1 protein-coding gene is annotated in these 313 nt (G+C 71.9%); it reads right to left on the bottom strand.

Going from position 1 to position 313, the window contains the following annotated elements:
- Nucleotides 1–200, bottom strand: a 200-nt coding sequence (locus ACEN88_RS35030) for a hypothetical protein (protein ID WP_413347028.1), incomplete at its 3' end; no start/stop codon positions are given.
- Nucleotides 201–313 lie beyond the last annotated feature (113 nt).

Here is a 313-nt window from a genome sequence, read left to right as displayed (position 1 = left end):
CGCTGGAGGCGGCCGTCGCGGATCACGGCCGCGGCCGGCGCGCTCAGGTTGCGCAGGGCCTGCAGCGCGCGTTCCGTCCGCCCTTCCTGGTACAGCGTCATGCCCAGCATGAGCACGACCATCAGCAGCAGGAAGATGCTCTCGCGCGGCTCGCCCAGCGGCAGGTAGAGCAGCGCGGCGCCGAGCAGGAGCAGGAACATCGGTTCGCGCGCCGCCTCGCCGAGGATGGCGTGCCACCCGCGCCGCGCGTGGGCCGCGGGGGGGTTTTAACAAATGGCGCGGCCGGCGGATATAGAGGGGTTTATGTGGGGGG

This window comes from Massilia sp. CT11-108, from assembly GCF_047302915.1.
Classification (GTDB): Bacteria; Pseudomonadota; Gammaproteobacteria; order Burkholderiales; family Burkholderiaceae_D; genus Telluria; species Telluria orientalis.
The sequence above is the reverse complement of the archived record's forward strand: the minus strand, read 5'-3'. Positions and strand labels throughout refer to the sequence as shown.